The sequence below is a fragment of the Streptomyces sp. NPDC001732 genome (assembly GCF_053596315.1).
This window is the reverse complement of sequence record NZ_JBSFFY010000004.1, coordinates 91,983-108,884: the sequence shown is the minus strand read 5'-3', so window position 1 is coordinate 108,884 and position 16,902 is coordinate 91,983. Positions and strand designations below refer to the sequence as shown.

Below are 16,902 nucleotides of genomic sequence, written 5' to 3'. Positions count from 1 at the left end.
CCGTATGCCCGCAAGGCCGGGCGACCCTGTGTCCGCACGCCTACGGGGCCGTCGGGCCGCCTCGCCCCGGGGCCCGGCAGGTATGGTCTGGCCCAACCGGACGAGGGGGGCCTCATGTCTATCCGTTCCATCTGCTCCATCCGTATCCGCGGCGCCGCGAGAACCACGGCGGCAGGAGCAGCAGGGGCGGTTCTCGGCGCACTCCTGGTCGGCTGCTCCAGTGCCGACACCTCGCGGGGGCCGGGCGATGACGTCCCCTACGTGGCACCGTCCGTGAACGCCGCAGCCGCTTCCCGGGCCGCCGATGAAGCCGAGGCGGAGCAGAGCGCGGAGGACGCGGCCGACGCGGAAGCGGAAGCGGCCGAGGCTGCCGAGGACGCCCGCAACCGCCCGGAGGCCGTACGCGACGCCTTCGCCGGCCTCCAGGCCACGCTGAACGACAACTGCACCCCGGGATCGCCGAACTGCGCCTACTTCCTGGGCCGGGTCCACGACGAACTGGCCCGCCTGGACAAGGCCATGAAGGCGGACCCCCGGGGCACCGGCCACTTCAAGGAGCCGATCGCCCGGATCGGCGCCCTGCGCACGACGCTGAACGGCGACACCTCCACGGACAACCTGGAGAAGCACCGCTCCGAACTGATCGGCACCCGGGACCGCATCAACACCTGGATGCAGGGCCACCTGGAGGACTACCGCTGACCCCGTCGCGTCGCCCGGCCGAACGATGAGTTCTCCCGGCGGCCGGAGTCATACCTCTGTCATCACAACGGCACCGCAGTACAACGGCACCACGACCGCGGGCCGCCGACCGAGGAAGGACCACCGACATGGCCACCGGCACGACCGCCACCCACACCCTCCGCGTACCCGGCGCACACCTGCACTACGAAGTGCGCGGCTCGGGACCGCTCCTGCTGCTCATGGGGTCGCCCATGGAGGCCGCGGCCTTCGCGTCGCTGGCCGACGCGCTCGCGAGCGACCACACCGTCGTCACCCACGACCCGAGAGGCATCTCGGGCAGCGCCCTCGACGACCCCGACGAGGACACCACGGTCGACCGGCGGGCGGACGACGTGGCGGCGATCCTGGACGCGCTCGGGGCCGGATCGGCCGACGTGTTCGGCAGCAGCGGCGGCGCGGTGACCGGGCTGGCGCTCGTCACCCGCCACCCGGACCGGGTACGGACGCTCGTCGCACACGAGCCGCCCGTCATGGAGATCCTTCCCGACGCGGCCGAACACCGCGCCATGACCGAGGACATCATCGAGACCTACCACCGGGAGGGCCAGGGCGCGGCATGGATGAAGTTCATGACCGGAGCGGGCTTCGACGACGAGAGCTGCCAGGCCGCCCCCGTCGGCCCGCACGTCGAGCCCTCGGCGCAGGAGGTCGCCAACGGCGACCGCTTCTTCGGCCACGACCTGCGGGCCACCGCCGGCTACGTGCCCGACGTCCCCGCGCTGACGGCCGCACCCACCCGGGTCGTCGTCGGGGTCGGCGTCGCCTCGGAGGGCCTGATCACATACCGGACGTCCCTCGTGCTGGCGGAACTGCTCGGCACGCGGCCGGCCGAGTTCCCGGGCGACCACGCCGGTTTCCTGGCGGACCCGGAGGGGTTCGCCGAGACCCTGCGCAAGGCACTGGCGGCCTGAGAACGACCGAGGGGCGGGAAGAGGACGAGGAGCGCACGGGGAGAGGGCGGCCGTCACCCCCCGGAGCGGTGGGTTCACGCTTTAGTGTGATCCGATGAAGACGCGCATGATCGTGCTCAACGGCGGTTCCAGTTCGGGGAAGACCGGGATCGCCCGGTGTCTGCAGGCGGTGTTGCCGGACCGGTGGCTTTCCCTCGGCGTGGACACACTGGTGGACGCGATGCCCATGTCCATGCGTACGTCGGACACGGGCATCGAGTTCGCCCCCGACGGCAAAGTGGCCGTCGGCTCCGGGTTCCGTGAGCTGGAGGCGGCGTGGATCGAGGGCGTCGCAGCGATGGCGCGCGCGGGGGCGGGGATCGTCGTCGACGAGGTCTTCCTCGGCGGCGCCGAGTCCCAGCGACGCTGGCAGCAGGCACTCGGCGAACTGCGGGTGTTGTGGGTCGGCGTCCGGTGCGATGCCGCCGTCGCAGCGGGCCGTGAGACCGCGCGGGGCGACCGGGTCCCCGGCATGGCGGCCTTGCAGGCGGACCTGGTGCACCGGGGCGTGACCTACGACCTGGAGGTGGACACGACGCGGCAGGAGTCCATGGAGTGCGCGCGGATCATCGCCGCCCACGTGGTGTGAGTCCGCACGGTGGGAGGCCACGTGGTGCGACCGGCCCGCCCGTACGACCTGCGGCCGGAGAACACCACCCAATGATCATTTTTGGCCACGACAAACCCCCACCGAAATGCCCCCACACGCACGTTCGCTTACTCACCCACACTCACCCGTCCGCACTCACCCACCCGTTCACCGGCCGGACCGGCCGGTGAACGGGTGAGCGACTACGCGTCGCCGAGCTCCAGTTCACCCACGACCTGGTCCCCGCTCGTCTCACCGGTCAGCCGGAACCCGAGCCCGAAGTAGAACCCCTCGGGCCCGTGCGCGCCGGGAACCCAGGTCACGGTCGCCCGCGTCTGCCCCCGCCGCCGGATCTCCTCGCACACCGCCTCCACGGCGAAACGCCCGTATCCGCGCCCCTGCTGGTCGGCGGCGATGTTCAGCCGCCACAGCCCGGAACGCGGTTTGTCCTCGGGGTCGTCCGGGTGGAACCGGACGTCGAGGAAGGCCATCACGAAACCGACGATCCGCTCACCGTCGACGATCAGTCGGGGCCAGGCGATGTCGGGGGTCGCATAGGCCTGGGCCAGCGACCAGGCAACCGGCTTCACCAGTCCTTCCTGATCGGGCCGTACTTTCAGCGCGCAGGCGGCCTCGACGTTGTCCGCAGTGATCTTTTCGAGGCGGAGTGATGAAGACATGACCGCAACCTACAGACCGGCACCCTGCCGTATCCAACAGGTTTGCCGGGCGTCGGCGCCGTTGGTTCGACGGCGCCGGCGCCCGGCGAATCACCCTTTTTCCACGCGTCAGTTGGCGGGTGCCTGGTAGAGGCCCCGGCCGGCGCGGTGGGCCCGGGAGGTGGCGACGAGCCGGTCGAGGGTGCTGCGCACGGTGTTGATGCCGTTGGGGGTGAGCTCGCGCCCCAGGGCCTCCGTGACGTCACGGGCGCGGACGGCGGAGTCGCCGGACGCGGCCAGTACCTTCATGACCAGCTCGGTGAGGCTGCCGCTGTCGTCACCGGCCGGTGCGGCAGCCGCCTTCTTCGTGGCCTTGGCCGTAGCCGTGGCCTTGGCCTTCGCGGGCCGGGCGGCCTTGGTCGCCTTCTCGGCCGGTGCGGCAGCAGACTTCGTGCTCCTGGCCGCCTTGGCGGGCGCGGCGGAAGCCGTGGCCTCGGCGCCCTTGTCGCCCTCGGCGGGCTTGTCGGCGACGGCCTTCTTCGCGGCCCGGCCGCCCTCGGCCTTCGGCTTGGCGGGGGCCCGCTTGCGGCCCTTGGGCGCGGCAGGCGCCTTGCGCGCACGGCGGCGCGCGGGGGCGGGCGCGGCTTCCGCCGACTCCTGTACGGCCGTGGCCTCCGTCGACTCCTGCGCGGCCTCCACCGGCTCCTGGGGAGCTTCCGTCTGAACGGCGGCTTCGGCGGAGCCCTGCGCCTGCTGCGGAATCCTGGCAGCGGGAACACTCGCCGCCCCGGCCTCGACGGCCTCGGACTCACCCGCTTCCGCCGCCGCTTCCACCGCCTCCGGCTCCGCGTCGGCACTGTCGTCCACGACAGGAACCGGGACCGGAGCGGCCGAAAGCGCACGCAGCGCCGTCAGCGCGGTCCGCACCGACTCCAACCGTCCGGTGACGGCGGAAAGTTCCTTCTCCAGAGCCTGCTGGTGCTGCTCAAGGCGGGGAAGTTCCGCCTCCAGCAGGGTAGTTGTCGCATCGATGGTGACCAGTGTGCTGGTCTCTGAGGTCATGTTGTCGCCCTTCTGTCCCGGCCGACCGTTGGTGATCGATGTACCGCAGGGTAAGGGGTGTTGTGTTGTGGCCGGAAATCACCCCTTCGATGCGAACTGTTCGATCGGCACCGTCGGCACTGACCGACAGTCTCCCGAACCCCCGGGCACCGCGCCCCGAAGTCGACGAATGACCCACTCGTTCGGCCGCATTCCTGGTACCGCGCCACGGCGTGACGGAGCTTGTGCAACCGGTCTCAGGGTTGTGTCCAGCCCGGGTAGAGCAGATTCACGCGCACGTGGTCGTCAAAGCCGTCGAGGCCGAAGAACCGCTGGTCCATGACGATGGCTTCCTTCATCGAAGCGTCGTCCAGGACGGCGAAGGTGTAGTAGCCGGCCTCCGGCCGGGTGGCTTCCGTACGTATGACGCCACTGACGAGCAACCGCTCCCGCTCCGCCTGGATGTGGTGGACCAGTGCGTCGTTCGACTCCTCGGAGTCGAGCACTTCCATGATTCGGCGGGCGAAGTGCTCATTGGCCGCACCGGTCGCTCCGGTGATGTTGGCACACGCGTAGCGGATCGACTCCCGGAACTCCGGAGGCAGCAGCAGATAGGCGAACCGTGTTCCGTGCACGGCCAGGCTCTTGGTCGGGCACACGAGGCGGAACGTGAGATCAGGTTCGAGCCGGGACGTCGGCTCGGCACGGGAGGAACGGTCCCAACGCGCGTACTGGAACGTCCCGTCGACCAGCACCACTGACCCTGTGCGGCGCTGCCACCGCGCGATCTGCTCGATCTGCCGCTCGTGAACCGTGGTGCCGAAGACCCAGATCGGGTCGCAGAGCACGAGGGCGGACCTGTGTTCCGGCAGGTCGAGATCGGCGGCCTCGTCGTGCAGGAGATCGGTGCTCACCTGGCGCACGGGAAGACCGAGGGAATCGCAGAAGTAGTAGCAGGAGTAGTAGACGGGAGGCACGTGGCAGACCTCCTCCACCCCCATCTCCTTCAGGGCGAGGAAGAAGCCCAGCAACAGTGGGCTCGAACCACTGGACACGTAGACGGCGTCCCGCCCGTACCTCACACCATCCGCTTTGGCGTGGAACTCGGTGATGGCATCGGCCAACGGCCTCGAATCGGAAAGAAAGTTGTAGCTTTGGAGCGCTCCAGGGTCCTGCGCCACCACCTGGGTGCCGTCGAGATACCGGCCCGCGTACGGGTGGGTGGTCTGCCAGCCGGACAGAAAACGGCCGGACCTGTTCGTACGCGATGTGCTGTCCAGCTCACGGTGCAGCCGCAGCAGTTCCGCAGGCGAAACACTCATTCCATCCCCCAGTCAGACGATGCGGTGGACCAGTCGGCCCGCCAGCGCGCTCTCGATCGTGCCGATCCATGTGTCCGCCCGCCTGTACACGCTCTCGGCGGTGTACCAGCCGTGGGCGGGCGTCAGTACGGTGTTGGGCAGACCGGTGTAGGGGCTGGCAGAGCCTTCCTTCCGGCCCTGTTGAGACCTCAGACCGCTTTGACCATAGGTGTGATGTCGACCAGCACCACCGCACGTTCACCCGGGCAGGAGTCATTGCCTCGGCGAATGGGATCGACGTGGTGACTGACCCGCTCGTCGTGGATGCCGTAGGACTCCAGAGGTTCCTCCAGATCGAAGGTCGCCTTCAGCGACTCGGGAGGTACTTCATCGGGCCCGGAACCCGCGCACGCCACGTCCGCGACGTAGTTCGTACCGCCGATGGCGTTCCGTTTGCGGATGAGGTGGGCGAAGTGGAACGGCTCGCCGTCCTGATGCAGGAAGTTCGGTGACGACACGGCCGTTCCGTCGGCTTCCTCGACGGACAGTTTGATGAAGTGCACGCCCACGTGCATGGGGAGGTTCTGTTCCCGTTCGCTCCACCAGGTCTGGGCGAAGTCGAACAGGACGATGCGTTCCAGGAGGGGGTTGGCCTCTCCCCGCGCGGAGATCGCGGGAAAATACCGGTCCATCCCCTTGTGCTCCGGGTTGTACCCGCCCTGGAAGTAGTGGGTGACCTCACCCAGACGGGCGTCGTCGGTCTTGGGTACCCAGTGCAGCTTCTTCTCCCAGGGAAGGAGCACCGCGCAGGAGTGCCGACGATAGCGGTGCAGCAGGGGACTTCCGTACGGGTCCGGCGGTAGGTCGGCGAACTCCTTCTGCAATTCCTTGAGCCAGGTGTCGACGAACTCGGGCCCGAACTCCTTCGCCAGTGAGAACCGTTGGAAACCGTTGACCGTCAGCGACGGTTCCTGATGATCCCGCACGTCGAAGCCCCTCCCGTGTGCCACTGTCGAGTTTTCCGGGCACTGGGCCCCCGAGGGACATGCCCCGGCCGGAAGGGAGCCAATCCCCGCCCTGCGCCCGGCCGTTGCCGTACCGCTGGAGCGGATCGTGATCTTCCGCGTTCATTGCGGGGGCGCCTATGGGTAGGCTCCAGCCCGACTTGCCGGCCAGGAGGCAAGAGCACCCGCTTGCGACCCCACGGAGGCGTGCGGAAAGAAGGCCAGGTTCTCGGCATCTTCGTAGACCGACTCCGCCGGGGCTTCTCTTGCACCGATTCTGCAGAATTCGCATTCCGGCAAAACAGCCTCACATCGTAGGAGGGAATCCGCCTGTCGGCTGAGGACGTCGTGACGCCGTCGTGCACCGAATTGTAGAGCGGGGCGTGAGACCTGCCCGGTATTCCTCCCGGTCGTTCCCGCCCCGCCCGGCCGCTTCAGGCACGCACCTCCTCCCCAGTCGCCCGCGCGTCATCGCTGCCGTTGCCGGTGGACACCGGGCCCCGTTCATGTCCCCGACGGCGTTCCAGTCCCAGCCGCAAGGCGATGGCGACCAGTGCGGCCACCGCGAACCCGGCTCCAGCGAAGGTGAGTTGGCGGGTCCCCCAGTTGGTCATGACCCAGCCACCGACCGCGGTGCCCGCGGTGATGCCCAGGTTCGAGAATGAGATGAAGAGACTGTTGCCGAATTCGGGCGCGTCGCCTGCGTCCCGTCCCAGCCAGCTTTGGCTCACGACGAGTCCGCCCGAGTGCACGGCTCCCCAGATCAGTACCGCCGCGACCATCGGCGTGAACAGCGAGCCGACGACGTACAGCAGTACGTACACCAGCAGGCACAGCACCGGGTAGGCGACGACGGTACGGACGAGGCCGCGTCGCAGCAGACCGCCGAAGGCGAAGTTCCCGAGGACCATCACGATGCCGAACGCCATCAGCATGGCGCTGACCCAGGTGCCGTCCATGTGCGTGACCCGGCCCAGGAACTCGGCGAAGTAGCCGTAGACGGAGAACATCGCGGCGAAGACGAGAACGACGGACACGATGGTCAGCCACATGCGAGGCCGCTTCAGAATGCCCAACTGGGCCCCGTAGGAGAGCCGTCGGCCGGGACCGACAGGCATGGGCGGGACGAAGCGCAGGATGCCGAGGAAAGCGACCAGGTTGACGAGCGCGCCGAACCAGAACGCCGACGCCAGCGACAGGTGCTCGGCGAGGTACGAGGTCAGTGGCACACCGAACGCGAAACCGATGGTGACCCCGGCGAATACGGTCGTCGTTGCCCGCGTCGCGTCCTCGGCGGGCACCGCCCGGCCCGCGGTCGCGAGCGCGACGGCGAAGAACACGGGGTGGAAGAGCGCGGGAACGATACGGAAGGCGAGCATCACCTCGTACTGCGTGGTGAGCGCGTAGACGGCGTTGGACACGGCGAACACCGCGATCGCCGTGGCGAGCACCTTCTTGCGGTCGATGCCGGAGGTGAGCAGCGTGGTGAACGGCCCGGACACCGCGATGACCAGGGCGAAGACTCCGACCAGCCAGCCGGCGGCGGACGGGGTGACGCCGAGTTCGGCCGAGACCCGGGGGAGCACGCCGACCATGCCCATCTCGGTGGTGATGATCCCGAACACGCCCAGGGCGAGCACGAGAACGGTGAGGGAGGCCTTTCGCATCGGAACGAACGATACCTTTCGTCAAATCTGGAAAAATAGATATGTTTAGACGGGGGTTGGGGTAGATGGGTGCCGGTGCGGCCTACAGCTCGTCGCGGACGTGTGCTGCGAACTCGGCGATCGCCGGCTCGTTGCGCCGGTAGTACGTCCACTTGCCGATGCGTTCCGAGGCGAGCAGCCCGGCGTCCTTCAGCGTCTGGAGGTAGCCGGAGACCACCGACTGGGCCAGCCCGGATTGCTTCTGGATGTCGCCGACGCAGACGCCGATGTGGAAGCCGAGTCCCTGCTGTCGGTAGGGCTCCTCGTCGAAGTGCTTCTCCGGCTCCTTCAGCCACTGCATGAACTGCAGGCGAGCGGGGTTGGCGAGCGCCTTGTGCACGGCCAGGGGATCCATCGTCCACCTCATCCTCTCCGGCAAGATGTATCTAGCTTTCGCGATATGTAGTGGCAAGTCAAATCGTGCGGCCGAAGGCTCGGCGGGCCGGTGGGTGACGGGGTGTGGGCGGTGAGTGACGGGAAAAGCCCGTGCCGGCTGCCCCGAACTCCCCCGCCCCCAATCGTTATAAGGGGCTGACGGGACAAATGGCGGATTGAGTGACATAGGTGCATCGATGCACCTTGACGGCCCCATGAGGCCGAAGGAGGCTGAGGCGCCCCCCACGGAAGCCCATCTCCCACCTGTTGGAATGTCTATGCGCCCACTTGCTTCCGCAGGCACGCTCACAGCTGCCGCCGCTGCGGCGATGCTGCTTGCCCCTGCCGCCCATGCCACCCCTCCCGGCGACAACGGCACCGTGAAGATTCACGATGCCAAGACCGGTGAAGAGCTCCGTAAGAACGAGCCGCACGTGTGCACCTTCTACCTCGACGCCTTCGGGTTCGACGGTGGCCAGAACGTCGAGTGGCGCATCGAGGCGTGGGCCCCGACCGCCGCCGTCAAGGGTGAAATCGTGAAGTCCGGCTCCCTGGAGCTCGACGCCGAAGGGCACGGCCGTACGCCGGACCAGTCCCTGCCCGACGGTCACTACAAGCTGTTCTGGAACTTCGACGGCGAGCACGGCCGGGCCAAGCACAAGGTCTTCTGGACCGACTGTGGCGAGGAGAAGCCCGGTGGCGGCAAGCCGGGTGGCGGCAAGCCGTCGCCCTCCGCCAGCGAGTCGACCCCCGCCACCCCGTCCTCCTCGCCCTCTTCCCCGTCCTCCTCCCCGTCCGGCCCCGCGGGGCCGAGCGAGGCGCCCACGGCGTCTGCCTCCGAGGGCGCCGTCACCACCCCGCAGGCCTCCACCTCCTCGCCGGCCGCCCCCGCCAACGGCGACCTCGCCGAGACCGGCACGGGCGCCCCGGTCGGCCTGCTCTCCGCAGCTGCCGCCGCCCTCGTCGCAGCAGGCGCCTACCTGGCCCTCCGCCGCCGCAAGGCCCAGCAGCACTGACAAGCCCCACCACCCAGGCTGCCTGCCCCCGCTGCCCCCGCACTCCACGACGGAGTACGGGGGCAGCGTCATGTGCGGCCGGCGGCGCGAAGTTCCGCGCTCGTGGCGGGAGATGGAGGGGGTGGGGTACGGTGACGGTGTAATCACGCTCTGTGTTCCCGTGGGGGCATAGGGCGACCCTCGGCGGTGCGCCAACACCAAACCGAGGGCCTACACCGCCAGTGGAAAGAGGCCACCGGAAATGTTTCGTCATGCTATCGCGCCCTCTGCGCGCTTCACGCTGGCGTCGCACGACGTCGTCCGCCATTCGTATCTGAACAGCGACGCGAAGATTCTCGTGCTGTACGTCCAGGGGCTTCCCGAGGGAGCCTTGAACAGGTCCATGAGTGAGATCGCCCGGAAGCTGGGAATCAAGGGCCGCGCCTACCAGAAGGTAAAGCAGCAACTGATCGAGCACGGTTTCGTGCATGAGTGGCGGAGCCAGGCCGACAGGGGGCGCTGGGCCACCGAGCGGCTGGTCGCGAACGTTCCCCTGACGAGCGAGCAAGCAGCCTCCTTGCGGGGAACCGAACTCACGGCCCCGTCCGTTACTCCACCCGCCGCTTCGCCCACCACCCCGCCACCGAGTGCGCCCTTTCCGGCGGTCGGTGAACCGGCGGCTCGGACGGTCGGTGGCTATGAACCGGTAGAAGACCACAGTGATGAGACCACTCCCCACCCACCCTCCGAAGCGGAGCCGAAGGGCTCGGCGACGGACCCCGCGCTGTCGGCCCGTGCCGAGCGCCTCCTGCTCTCCTTGCGCCACTCCCACCGTGAGCTGCACCTCGGCGTGCGCGAAGCCCGCAACTTGGTCCCGGCGGCGGTCAAGTGGCTGGAACGCGGCCTGAGTGAGGCGGACCTGCGCCACGCCCTGCTCGCCGAACGTCCGGCGAGCGGTGTGCGCTCGGCGGTCGGCTTCCTCCGCCACCGCCTCATCCAGAAACTTCCCGAGCCCCAAGTCACACTCCGGCCCCACGAGCCCTCGCCCGTCCGTGAACTACTCGAATGCGAGGGTCCGGGTGAGAAACACGTCTTCCGCCCCCTGGCCGACGAAACCGAATGCGCCCCCTGCCGCCGCCGCTCCGTAACCCGCACCACCCCGGCCTCCGAGCAGCCCGTTCACATCCCCTGGCGAGAACGTCTCGCCCGCATCAAGAACACTTCGGCGGCCCTGCCGAGCAGTGGCTGACACCCCGCCTGCCTCACCGCACAACCACGGCGAACGATGTGCGGACACGCCGAAAGCTTTTGCGCCCGCTGAGCCCGGTGGACCGCATGCACTCCACATCGACGCTCGCGGAGTCGGTATTCTCGAATATTCTCGTGCCAGCGTCGGCCGCGCATCGACATCCCCAGGCAGCGGCGGAGAACCTTTGATCCGGAGAGAGGTTCTGTGCGAGAGGCAGGCCGAAATGGCACGCAGGCTGTGGTTCAACGGTACGGGCAGCGGTGGCACAGGATGTCCGTCACTTCACGAGGATCTCGACAGCCGGGAAGTCATCATTCACGGACCCCCGCTCAGCGATCCCGAGGATGTGGCTCAGCTACAGCACCTGTCGGAAGGCGAAGTAGCTGTCATCGTGCCGCGTGAGCTCCTGGTCGACTACGCGCCGAGGGACGCCACCCGCGCAGCGAGGATCATCGACCTGAACGAGTTCGAGAACCTCTTCAGGACGTTCAAGCACACGGCGTGGCGACTGGAGACCCGACGGCGCTACGCCAGCGATGAAGTCACGTAAACCTACCGGCAGTTCAAAGAGAATGGTAGCGCCCAGTGGGATCTCGAAGACCCGTACTGCGCCATGATCCGAGCCCAGACCGAGCAGGGCAAACGGGTTGAGCGAGTCCGCATCGTCGACGATTCGCCGACGTCTGGTCAGCTCTACCCCCTTGCCAACGCGAAGCGGAACACCGCCATCGGCGAAGACATCAGAAACCTGCGAAAGGCTGAAGCAGCACAGCTCGGCTTGCCAGGGGATGCCTTCTGGATCTTCGACTCGCGACTCGTAGCGCGGTTGAACTTCGACCTCGACGACCAACTCGTGGACGTTGAAATCATCACGGAGCCAGCAGAAGTGGTGCGCTGCTGTTTGGCCCGCGACGCGGCATGGCATCACGCAGGCCCGCACGAGGTGTTCGCGGCCAGCATCGAACGACTCGACTGAAGGCATGCGCTGAACCGGTGAGTACGGATTACCAGAAGGCACGTGCAGCTCTGGGCGCCAGGCTCCGGGAGCTCCGCGTTACGGGCCCAGGAGGGCGGCTCACCGGTTCACAGCTGGCTGCACGTCCCGGATGGGTGCAGTCCAAGGTCAGCAAGCTGGAAAACGGCCGTCAGACAGCAGCCCCCGAGGACCTGCGGTTGTGGGCGGTCGCTGTCGGCCACCCGGATGCGTACGACGAACTGCAGGCCAGGCTAAGGGGGTTCGAGTCCCATGAACGGTCGTGGCGCAGACAACTCGCGTCCGGCCACCGCCCGGTACAGGACACCTGGAACGAACTGGTCGCTGGATCCTCGACCATCCACGAGTGGAAGCCGACCATGGTGTCGGGCCTGCTCCAGACGGCCGACTACGCGCGCCATGTCTTCCTCAGATACGCAGAACTCCAGAACTCCGCCCGGGACACCGAGGAAGCCGTCCGCTCCCGGATGAAACGGCAGGAGTGGCTGTACCGTCCGGGCAAGAAGCTCCACGTCCTGATGGGGGAAGCCGCGCTGCACACCTTGATCTGCCCTCCTCGTGTCCTCGCCGCCCAGCTGGACCGCCTGGCCGACACCATCGGCATGGAGACCATCCACCTCGGAATCGTCCCCCTTCACGCACTGGCGAAGGTCCCTCCGGCCATGGCTTCTGGAGCTTCGACAACCGCCTCGTGGTCACCGAGGACTGGCACGCCGAGCTGTGGTTCGAAGACGCGGACACCATCGCCACGTACCAGCGCGTGTGGCAGGCTTTGAGCAAGTCCGCTGTGTTCGGAACCGAGGCCCAACACGTGATCGCTCAGGTGCACCGGAGGGTCGATGTCCGCTAACGGTCGGCAGCACGCTTGACCGGATCGGACGCCACCCTTGCCGGAGACCGGCCTGTCACGCGTCGATCTGTTGATGCCGTATCGCAGTGAGGAACCCGGCCCACGACTCGCTGCCGAACATCAGCACCGGACCGTCGGGTGCCTTCGAGTCGCGAACCGCGGTGGCCTGGGGAAAATGGGCGGTCTCGACGCACTCAGTCGTGCTAGCTCCGCTGTACGACGACTTGAACCAGTGGAGGAGCCTAGGGGAGTGGGGCACTGGAAGCATTACATCTCCTTGCGGACGCGCTCGATCATGGCCGACGACGCGGCCATGTCCAACGCTTGTGCACGCAGGTAGTCGAACGCAAGTCTGTATCGGTCGAGTTCTTCGTCCGTTTCCATGAAGAGCGGGCCGACGTGCAGATCGACGTACACGACGTCCAGACTCGCTTCGGCCCCGCCGAGGATGACGAAACTTCCCAAGGCCGCGCCATGCGCGCCCTTGGAGAACGGCAGGATCTGCAGAGTGATGTGCTGCGAACTGTTGGCTTCCAGTAGGTGTCCCAGCTGATCGCGCATGCTTTCGGGAGATCCGACTACGCGACGGATCACTGACTCGTCGAGAATCGCCCAGAGGTGAGGTGGCTTCGGTCGGCTCAGGATCTCTTGCCGCTTCATGCGGATGTCCACGAGATGCTGGATCTCATCGGGGGCCAGCCGCATCTCGCTGGCACCTTGAATCGCTGTGCTGTAGGAGCGTGTCTGCAAAAGGCCAGGGACGTAAGTGCTGGAGAAGTGGTCCTCACGCACAGCCTCGTCTTCGAGCGTCAGCAGAAGATTCATGTCAGCGGGGATCGAGTCGGTGTACGGTCCCCACCAGCCCTGTTGCTTCGCGTCCTTCGCCAGGGCGACCACAGCGTTCCGCTCCGCGTCGGATGCGTTGTACTGCCGGCAGAGCGCGTCGGCGATGGGCCACTTGACGGGGCCTTCCTGGGTTTCATAGCGGCTGACAGTGGCCTTCGAGATGCCAACGAGCCGACCGGCTTCCTCCAGTGTCATGCCCTTCCGTGCGCGCAGTTTGCGCATCATCGCGCCGAGTTGCCGACGTCGTGTCGTGGTCCTGACGGACATGGAGGGTGGCCTTCCGTTCTGCTTCCGCTGGGGCTCTCCGGCGCCAACAAGGCTATGACCGACGTGAGTTGTCAATGCCGGGATTCACCCGATCGATTCTCGTGAGAAGTTTCATGAAGGAAGTTCTCGCTGGCATACTCGCAGATCTGACCACTCAGCGCAGCCGTATGGATACGCCAGGTGTAAGGCTGGGGTGGCGCCGGAAGGAGAGTGCATGTCCGGACACGACAACAACTCGCGATTCCGCAGCGTTCTGCCGTTCGAGGCTGAACCCGCAGCGGTCCGGGACCTGCGGAGAGGCGTCAGAGGGCAGCTCGCGGAGTGGCGCTTGTCGGCTGTGGCCGAAGAAGCCGAGCTTGTGGTGAGCGAGCTGGCGACCAACGTAATCAAGCATGTGGGAAAGGGGACCGCCGCTACCTTGGTCCTGGAAGTGGTGGAGGACCGGCTGCGGATCGAGCTTCATGACAAAAGCTACCGTGTGCCGGTGCTTGGCTCAGCGGCCTGTGATGACGAGTGCGGCAGGGGGCTGCACCTGCTGGTCGGTATGACTGCCGACTGGGGAACGCTGCTGACAGCGACGGGAAAGTCCGTCTGGTGTGAACTGCCTGCTGGTCTAGGGGTGCATTGCGGCCGGGTGCGGCGGGCCGAGACAGTCCTGAGTGAATACCGGCGCGATGTTGGTGGGCCGCCTCTGCTGCCGAGTCGTTCCGTTCAGTTCCTTGAGGAATCCGCCACCAATCTCATCGTGGACCTACTGCACTGGGTCACCGCCCAAGGCGGCGACCCCGACAGCCTGCTGGACCGGGCGCAGATGCACTTCGAGGCGGACGCGGCGTGATCGCTGCAGCGCATGAACGGAGCGCTGGCGGCTACACAGTCTTGTCTGCTCCGGCAACATTCTCGATTTCAGCTCGCAGGGCTGCCGGGGTGCGCCATACCGTGCCGCGGTGGCTTCTGTGACACATTCTGTGACAGTTCGCACAAAGAAAGGCAAGATCCTCCAATCTGGTCTCGCGCGGGCCTGACAGGTGGAGAGGGAGGACATGATGCACTTCGATATAGCCCTCACCCAGAGCGCCGTACACCTGCTCAAAGCGGAAATCGCACACAGAGCACTGGAGGGGCTGCCCGAGTTTGCGTGCTTGCTCAATCTTGCGTTTACGCAGTGCGGGGCTCCGCTCGCGAAAGGTGGCCCAGCGGACCAGGAGCCGTCCTTCGGCGACAGGGGCCCCGTCGTCGTCCAACTCGTCAGGCTGCTCAGGGATGCGGATGAGCTCACCGGACGCGACCCCGTCCTCGATGGCCTGGGCTGCGAGCAGCATCTCCGCCTCGTGCTCCACGAACGCTTCGGCGACGAGCCTGGTGAGCCGACCGCCCTTGGTGGCGGGCCCGGAGTGGTCGGGGCGGCTCGTGATCAGATCTGCGCTCTTGCGGCTGATGCTGGCGGCCGACCGGAATTCGGGTACGTCGCGTGTCGCGTCCCTGTGGAGAGGCAGAGAGCGGAGAAGCTCAGCGAGATCGTGTGTGGGCTGCTGATACGTCCTGAGCTGGCGCCAGTCGTTGTTCACGACGCGCGAGCAGATCAGCAGCAACTCGTCCCAGGTCCAGGCAGGGCTACGCATGGGCAATATCGTATGGGTGTTCGCCGTGGCGCGAGGCTGTCCGAGGAAGGCCGACTCGTGCCGCACACTGGAGGACGGTCGCGATGTCAGTGGGGTCTGTCACCCTCTGTAAGGGCGGAACGCAAAGAGTGTTCGCCATGCAAGTTCGTAAGGAGGGTGCATGACCAGCACTGAGAGGAAGTTCACCTCGGTAGAGATCTGCGCTGGGGCGGGAGGGCAGGCGCTTGGTCTGGAGCGTGCCGGGTTTGAGCATGCGCTTCTGATTGAGATGGACAAGAACGCGTGCGATACGCTCCGTCACAATCGCCCGCTGTGGGAAGTTCATGAAGGTGATCTCCGCGACTACGTTAAGAGCGGAGCTGCCCGGACCCTCAAGAGCAAGGTCAAAATCGATTTGCTCGCCGGGGGCGTGCCCTGCCCGCCATTTTCTCTGGCGGGTAAGCAGCTCGGTCGTGAGGATGAAAGGGATCTCTTCCCGACGATGATCGATCTGGCCGGGCAGCTGGATCCTCCGGCCATCATGATCGAAAATGTTCGCGGGCTGATGCAGTCGAAGTTCGATAGCTATCGCGAAGAGATTATGAAGGATCTCAGGGACCTGGGGTACGAGTGTGACTGGCGAGAGCTGCAGGCCGGCGACTTCGGTGTCTCGCAGCTGCGGCCGAGGAGCATTCTCGTAGCCTTGAAGCCGGAGTACTGGAAGCGCTTTAACGTGGATGGCTGGTACCTGCCCCCTGCCGATCAAGAGCCTGCGCTTTCAGTCGGTGAACTCCTTTCGGCTTCGATGAAGGAGCGAGGGCTGAAGGGGAAGGCTTTTGATGACTGGTTCGATAAGGCGAAGGCCGGTATCGCCCCGACTCTTGTTGGCGGTTCCAAGAAGCATGGTGGTGCCGACCTTGGACCGACGCGGGCGAAGAGGGCATGGGCCGATCTCGGAGTCTGTGGGCTGGGCGTAGCCGATGAGCCGGACAAGGAAACAGGGAAGACGAAAAATCCTGCCCGGGATCTCGGTACAGGAACGGAAAATGGGCCCATGCTAACCGTTCGCCAGGCGGCGATGATCCAGGGTTTCAATCCGGAACCGGATGAAAAGCAGTGGGAGTTCATGGGGCGTAAAACTGCGGCATACCGGCAAGTTGGAAACGCCTTCCCTCCCCCTGTCGCTAAGGCGGTTGGACTTCAGATCATGAAGGCGCTTGAAGCGTACCGAGCGCAGATGGAGGATGATTCAGTCGGTGTTTCCTTGGCGGCGGAGTCTACTCACAGCGAGGATGATCTGGTCGGCGCACGCCCTTGACGGTTCATGTTCCCAGAAGCGGAGAACAGTCCATCCCGCATCGGCTAGGCGTTGGTTTGTGTCGCGGTCGCGGGCCATGTTTCGCGCTACTTTGTCAGACCAATACCCAGGGTTGGTCTTGGGTGGGACATAGTGCTCAGGGCAGCCGTGCCAGTAACAACCGTCAATGAATACGGCAACCTTCACGGGACGGAAGACCATGTCTGCTGTTCGACGGAGGTTAGGCAGGGGCTTCGCTCCGACTCGGTAGCGAAGCCCCTGCGCGTGGACCAGTTGGCGGATCAGCCGTTCTGGTTTTGTGTCACGGCTCCGGATCGCCTGCATGTTTCGGCGCCGTCCTGCAGATGAGGCCCAGGAACCTGCTGGCGGAACCCAGGGTTCTTCGGTATCCACCTTGGCTTCCTTTCCAAATT

17 protein-coding genes and 2 pseudogenes are annotated in these 16,902 nt (G+C 66.3%); 9 read left to right on the top strand and 10 right to left on the bottom strand.

Features of this window, described 5'->3' with window-relative positions; translation table 11 throughout:
• Positions 1 to 114: 114 nt before the first annotated feature.
• From ACWCXX_RS06985 to cpt, 3 genes are all read left to right on the top strand, one after another.
• Positions 115 to 702 carry a hypothetical protein gene (locus tag ACWCXX_RS06985; protein ID WP_451125117.1) on the top strand — a complete coding sequence of 196 codons (588 nt, stop codon included), beginning with the start codon at positions 115 to 117 and terminating at the stop codon, positions 700 to 702.
• Positions 703 to 830: 128 nt separating this feature from the next.
• Entirely contained in the window at positions 831 to 1,655 is an 825-nt protein-coding gene (locus ACWCXX_RS06980; RefSeq protein ID WP_451125115.1) for an alpha/beta fold hydrolase, read from the top strand.
• A gap of 94 nt (positions 1,656 to 1,749) precedes the next feature.
• On the top strand, positions 1,750 to 2,283 hold the full coding sequence (gene cpt / locus ACWCXX_RS06975; RefSeq protein ID WP_451125113.1) for a chloramphenicol phosphotransferase CPT: 534 nt from the start codon (positions 1,750 to 1,752) through the stop codon (positions 2,281 to 2,283).
• A 203-nt stretch (positions 2,284 to 2,486) separates the two neighbouring features.
• Here the strand turns inward: cpt and ACWCXX_RS06970 are convergent, their stop codons facing one another.
• From ACWCXX_RS06970 to ACWCXX_RS06945, 6 genes are all read right to left on the bottom strand, one after another.
• Positions 2,487 to 2,963, bottom strand: a complete 477-nt coding sequence (locus tag ACWCXX_RS06970; RefSeq protein ID WP_451125111.1) for a GNAT family N-acetyltransferase — start codon at positions 2,961 to 2,963, stop codon at positions 2,487 to 2,489.
• A 108-nt stretch (positions 2,964 to 3,071) separates the two neighbouring features.
• Positions 3,072 to 4,004: a hypothetical protein gene (locus ACWCXX_RS06965; protein ID WP_451125109.1), complete on the bottom strand. Its 933-nt coding sequence runs from the start codon at positions 4,002 to 4,004 to the stop codon at positions 3,072 to 3,074.
• A 236-nt stretch (positions 4,005 to 4,240) separates the two neighbouring features.
• Positions 4,241 to 5,305 (bottom strand): pyridoxal phosphate-dependent aminotransferase, encoded by a 1,065-nt coding sequence (locus ACWCXX_RS06960; protein WP_451125107.1) that lies wholly within the window; start codon positions 5,303 to 5,305, stop codon positions 4,241 to 4,243.
• Positions 5,306 to 5,493: 188 nt separating this feature from the next.
• Positions 5,494 to 6,270, bottom strand: a complete 777-nt coding sequence (locus ACWCXX_RS06955; protein WP_451125105.1) for a 2OG-Fe dioxygenase family protein — start codon at positions 6,268 to 6,270, stop codon at positions 5,494 to 5,496.
• A 452-nt stretch (positions 6,271 to 6,722) separates the two neighbouring features.
• Positions 6,723 to 7,955 (bottom strand): MFS transporter, encoded by a 1,233-nt coding sequence (locus tag ACWCXX_RS06950; protein ID WP_451125103.1) that lies wholly within the window; start codon positions 7,953 to 7,955, stop codon positions 6,723 to 6,725.
• A gap of 82 nt (positions 7,956 to 8,037) precedes the next feature.
• Positions 8,038 to 8,349, bottom strand: coding sequence for an ArsR/SmtB family transcription factor (locus ACWCXX_RS06945; RefSeq protein WP_451125101.1), 312 nt, complete (start codon positions 8,347 to 8,349; stop codon positions 8,038 to 8,040).
• A 298-nt stretch (positions 8,350 to 8,647) separates the two neighbouring features.
• Between ACWCXX_RS06945 and ACWCXX_RS06940 the strand changes: the two genes are divergently transcribed.
• From ACWCXX_RS06940 to ACWCXX_RS06925, 4 genes and pseudogenes are all read left to right on the top strand, one after another.
• On the top strand, positions 8,648 to 9,385 hold the full coding sequence (locus ACWCXX_RS06940) for an LPXTG cell wall anchor domain-containing protein (RefSeq protein ID WP_451125099.1): 738 nt from the start codon (positions 8,648 to 8,650) through the stop codon (positions 9,383 to 9,385).
• Positions 9,386 to 9,626: 241 nt separating this feature from the next.
• Positions 9,627 to 10,613, top strand: a complete 987-nt coding sequence (locus ACWCXX_RS06935) for a hypothetical protein (protein ID WP_451125097.1) — start codon at positions 9,627 to 9,629, stop codon at positions 10,611 to 10,613.
• Between the two features lie 223 nt (positions 10,614 to 10,836).
• Positions 10,837 to 11,589 (top strand): annotated as a pseudogene (locus ACWCXX_RS06930) (DUF6879 family protein).
• Positions 11,590 to 11,606: 17 nt separating this feature from the next.
• Positions 11,607 to 12,457: pseudogene (locus tag ACWCXX_RS06925) on the top strand (helix-turn-helix domain-containing protein).
• Between the two features lie 55 nt (positions 12,458 to 12,512).
• Here the strand turns inward: ACWCXX_RS06925 and ACWCXX_RS06920 are convergent.
• A complete protein-coding gene (locus ACWCXX_RS06920; protein WP_451125095.1) occupies positions 12,513 to 12,725 on the bottom strand; it encodes a DUF397 domain-containing protein in 213 nt (70 codons plus the stop codon).
• Positions 12,725 to 13,570 (bottom strand): helix-turn-helix domain-containing protein, encoded by an 846-nt coding sequence (locus ACWCXX_RS06915; protein ID WP_451125093.1) that lies wholly within the window; start codon positions 13,568 to 13,570, stop codon positions 12,725 to 12,727. Before ACWCXX_RS06915 ends, ACWCXX_RS06920 begins: the two co-directional genes overlap by 1 nt.
• A 214-nt stretch (positions 13,571 to 13,784) precedes the next feature.
• Between ACWCXX_RS06915 and ACWCXX_RS06910 the strand changes: the two genes are divergently transcribed.
• Complete coding sequence (locus ACWCXX_RS06910) at positions 13,785 to 14,408, top strand: ATP-binding protein (RefSeq protein ID WP_451125091.1); 624 nt, start codon at positions 13,785 to 13,787, stop codon at positions 14,406 to 14,408.
• A 31-nt stretch (positions 14,409 to 14,439) separates the two neighbouring features.
• Here the strand turns inward: ACWCXX_RS06910 and ACWCXX_RS06905 are convergent, their stop codons facing one another.
• A complete protein-coding gene (locus ACWCXX_RS06905) occupies positions 14,440 to 15,192 on the bottom strand; it encodes an HNH endonuclease (protein WP_451125089.1) in 753 nt (250 codons plus the stop codon).
• A 160-nt stretch (positions 15,193 to 15,352) separates the two neighbouring features.
• Here ACWCXX_RS06905 and ACWCXX_RS06900 point away from each other — a divergent pair, with 160 nt between their 5' ends.
• Positions 15,353 to 16,489 (top strand): DNA cytosine methyltransferase, encoded by a 1,137-nt coding sequence (locus tag ACWCXX_RS06900; RefSeq protein ID WP_451125088.1) that lies wholly within the window; start codon positions 15,353 to 15,355, stop codon positions 16,487 to 16,489.
• On the opposite strand, the gene ACWCXX_RS06895 is transcribed toward ACWCXX_RS06900, so the two are convergent.
• Positions 16,421 to 16,882, bottom strand: a complete 462-nt coding sequence (locus ACWCXX_RS06895) for a very short patch repair endonuclease (protein ID WP_451125086.1) — start codon at positions 16,880 to 16,882, stop codon at positions 16,421 to 16,423. The two genes, ACWCXX_RS06900 and ACWCXX_RS06895, sit on opposite strands and share 69 nt — an antisense overlap.
• Positions 16,883 to 16,902: the final 20 nt, after the last annotated feature.